Below are 3509 nucleotides of genomic sequence, written 5' to 3'. Positions count from 1 at the left end.
ACTTTGTCTTTTATCTAGCTATCTTGCTTCTTGCGCGGGGGGGCGCGCGCCCCCCCCCCCCCCCCCCCCGACCGTCAGGACCGTCGGACGATCAGGCCGGTGTCGTCACCGCCCGGCCCCGTCGACCACCGCCGCCCACTCGTCCAGCAGCGCCTCGGTCGCCTCGTCGTCCGGGCCCTCCGCCCACAGGTGGGTGGTCGCCTCGGCCGGGTCCGGCAGCACCAGCGTCCAGCGCCCGTCCGCCTCGACGACCCGGACGCCGTCGGTGGTGTCCAGCCTCCGACTGCCGGCCGCCTCGACCACCGAGCGCATCACCATGCCCTTGGCCGCCCACGGCGTCGCCAGGTCCCGGCGACGGATGTGCGCCTGCGGGATCCGCGCGTCGATCTGGCTCAGCGTGAGCTGGGTCCGCGCCACCAGGCCGACCAACCGCACGAAGGCCGCGGCCCCGTCCAGCACTCCGCTGAACTCCGGCACCACGAACCCGCCGCGCCCGTCCCCGCCGAACACCGTGCCCTCGGTGGCGGCCGCCTTCGCCAGGTCGTCCGGCGTCGTCGTGGTCCAGATGACCTGGGTGCCGTGGTACGCGGCGACCTGCTCGGCGATCCGGGTCGTGGTCACCGGCAGCGCCACCTGCCCGCTGCGCCGCTCGGCCGCGACCAGGTCCAGCAGCACCAGCAGTGCCCGGTCGTCGTCGATCACCCGGCCCAGTTCGTCGACGAACGCGACCCGCTCGCCGACCGGGTCGAAGCGGACGCCGAAGGCCGCCCGGGAAGAGGCCACCAGCTCGCCGAGCCTGGCCAGCCCCGCCCGCCGCTCCTCCGCGTCCTCCGTCGGCCGCGCCTCGTCCAGCCCGCTGGAGACGGTGAGCGCCTCCACTCCGAGCCGCCCGAGGATGCTCGGCAGAACCAGGCCGGCGCTGCCGTGCGCGGTGTCCACGACCACCTTCAGTCCGGCCTCCCGGACCCCGGTGGTGTCGACGGCCCGCAGCAGGTTGCCCGCGTAGGAGTCGAAGACGCTGGACGGGAAGGTCAGGTCCCCGATCTCACCGGGGAAGGCCCGCCGGTACTCCTGGCGCGCGTACACGCGATCCAGCTTGCGCTGGCCGGCCTGCGAGAGGTCGGCCCCGCGCTCGTCGAAGAAGAGGATGTCCAGCGAGTCGGGCACCCCCGGCGTGGTCCGCAGGAAGATCCCGCCCGCACTCCCCCGCGCGGTGTGCTGCCGGGCCACCGGCATCGGCACGTTCTCCAGGTCGCGAACGTCTATGGCCGACGTCTGGAGCGCCGAAATCATCGCCCGTTTGAGCGCACGCGCACCACGCGAGTGGTCACGCGCAATGGTGACGGTCGCCCCCTTCTTCAAGGTCGTGGCGTACGCGCCGGCCAACCGCACGGCCAGTTCCGGAGTGATCTCGACGTTCAGGATCCCCGACACGCCACGGACACCGAACAGGTGCTCCTGGCCGCGGGACTCCCAGATCACCGACGTGTTGACGACGGCGCCGGCCTCGATGGTCTTGAACGGATAGACCCGGACGTTCGCACCGATGATCGACTCCTCGCCGATCAGGCACTCGTCCCCGATCACCGCGCCGTCCTCGATCCGGGCGGCCCGCATCACGTCGGTGTTCTTGCCGACCACGCAGCCGCGCAGATTGCTCTGCGGCCCGATGTAGACGTTGTCGTGCACGACCGCCTTGTGGAGGAAGGCCCCGCGCTTGACCACCACGTTGCTGCCGAGCACGGTGTGCTCGCGGATCTCGACACCGGCCTCGACCTTGGCGTAGTCCCCGATGTACAGCGGCCCGCGCAGCACCGCCTCCGGGTCCACCTCCGCACCCTCGGCCACCCAGACGCCCGGCGAGATCTCGAACCCGTCGAGCTCGACGTCGACCTTGCCCTCCAGGACGTCCGCCTGGGCCTTGCCGTAGCTCTCGTGGGTGCCCACGTCCTCCCAGTAGCCCTCGGCGACGTAGCCGTAGACCCGCTTGCCCTCCTTCAACAATTGCGGGAAGACGTCACTCGACCAGTCGACGGACTCACCTGCTGCGACGTAGTCGAAGACCTCTGGTTCCATCACGTAGATACCGGTGTTCACAGTGTCCGAGAAGACCTGCCCCCAGGTCGGCTTCTCCAGGAAGCGCTCGACCCGTCCGTCGTCGTCCGTGATCGTGATACCGAACTCGAGGGGATTCGGCACCCTGGTGAGACAGACGGTGACCAGTGCGTTCTTGCTGCGGTGAAAGTCGATCAATTCCGAGAGGTCGAAGTCGGTCAGCGCGTCACCGGAGATCACCAGAAAGGAGTCGTCCTTCAACGCGTCCTCGGCGTTCTTGACACTCCCCGCGGTGCCTAGCGGCGTCTCCTCGTGGGCATAGGTCAGATGCATGCCCAAGTCCTCGCCGTCACCGAAGTAGTTCTTGACCAGTGAGGCCAGGAACTGGACGGTGACGACGGTGTCGGAGAGGCCGTGCCGCTTCAGCAGCCGAAGCACGTGCTCCATGATCGGCCTATTGGCCACCGGAAGCAGCGGCTTCGGCATGCTTGAGGTCATCGGGCGGAGTCGGGTTCCTTCGCCCCCTGCCATGACAACGGCTTTCATTACGGGTGCGTCCTCCTTTGCGGTGGTGGACCTACAGGTCCATCAAACCGTTCCAGAGGGATCCCTACCCGGAAGGTATCGTCCGACGCACCGATGCGGCGTGGGACTTCTCTCAGATCACGTCTCAGACTGCGGACGCGGAGCCCGTCGAGCCCGCTCGGGTGATCCGCCTGGCCTGAACCGCGTAAAGAATACCGGCCCACCAGTACAACGTGGTCCCCCACCAGATGAAGGCCCAGCTCACCACCTCGGCCGGCCGCGCGATCCAGCTGTCCACGCTGCCGAGCAGGAGAAGCGGAAACGCGTACATCAGATTGAAGGTCGCGGCCTTCCCCAGAAAACTCACCTGGAGCGGCCCGTAACCGTGCCGGTTCAAAATGGGCAGCAGCGCGCCGATAAATACTTCCCGGGCCAGCAGAATCGCCGTCACCCACCACGGAAGAATCTCACGCCAGGTCAAACCGACCAGCGTGGACAGCACATAGAGCCGGTCGGCCAGTGGATCGAGCAGTTGCCCCACCCGGCTGACCTGCCCCCACCGCCGCGCGAGTTTCCCGTCGAGGTAGTCGCTGACACCGCTCAGCATCAGGATCAGCAGCGCCCAACCATCGTTGTTGGGGCCATCGAAAACCGGCCAGAGAATCAGCCAGAGAAAAAGCGGAACACCGACCAGCCGGCCCATGCTGAGCAGGTTGGGGATGGTGAGGACGCGATCGGTCTGGACCCGCGTCTCCTGGACCTCCACCCGGGGGCCTCCTGTCCCGTGTGATGACAATGCACGTTGACCCTACAACAGAAAAGCCCCCGCCAGGTTCACCCGGCGGGGGCTTCTCTCGAATGATTGTTCGGCGGCGTCCTACTCTCCCACAGGGTCCCCCCTGCAGTACCATCGGCGCTGTAAGGCATAG

General features: G+C 67.7%; 2 protein-coding genes. Both read right to left on the bottom strand.

Annotated elements, in window-relative coordinates; genetic code table 11:
- Positions 1–105: 105 nt before the first annotated feature.
- The gene (locus tag ACFV6I_RS33310) at positions 106–2601 is read right to left on the bottom strand and encodes a mannose-1-phosphate guanyltransferase (protein WP_063350200.1); all 2496 of its coding nucleotides are present in this window, start codon (positions 2599–2601) and stop codon (positions 106–108) included.
- 124 nt (positions 2602–2725) lie between these two features.
- A complete protein-coding gene (pgsA, locus tag ACFV6I_RS33305) occupies positions 2726–3346 on the bottom strand; it encodes a CDP-diacylglycerol--glycerol-3-phosphate 3-phosphatidyltransferase (protein ID WP_063350199.1) in 621 nt (206 codons plus the stop codon).
- Between the last annotated feature and the right edge of the window lie 163 nt (positions 3347–3509).

Source organism: Kitasatospora sp. NPDC059803, assembly GCF_042732255.1.
In the GTDB taxonomy this organism is placed as follows: domain Bacteria; phylum Actinomycetota; class Actinomycetes; order Streptomycetales; family Streptomycetaceae; genus Kitasatospora.
Note: the sequence above shows the minus strand (reverse complement) of the source record. Positions and strands in the feature narration are given on the sequence as shown.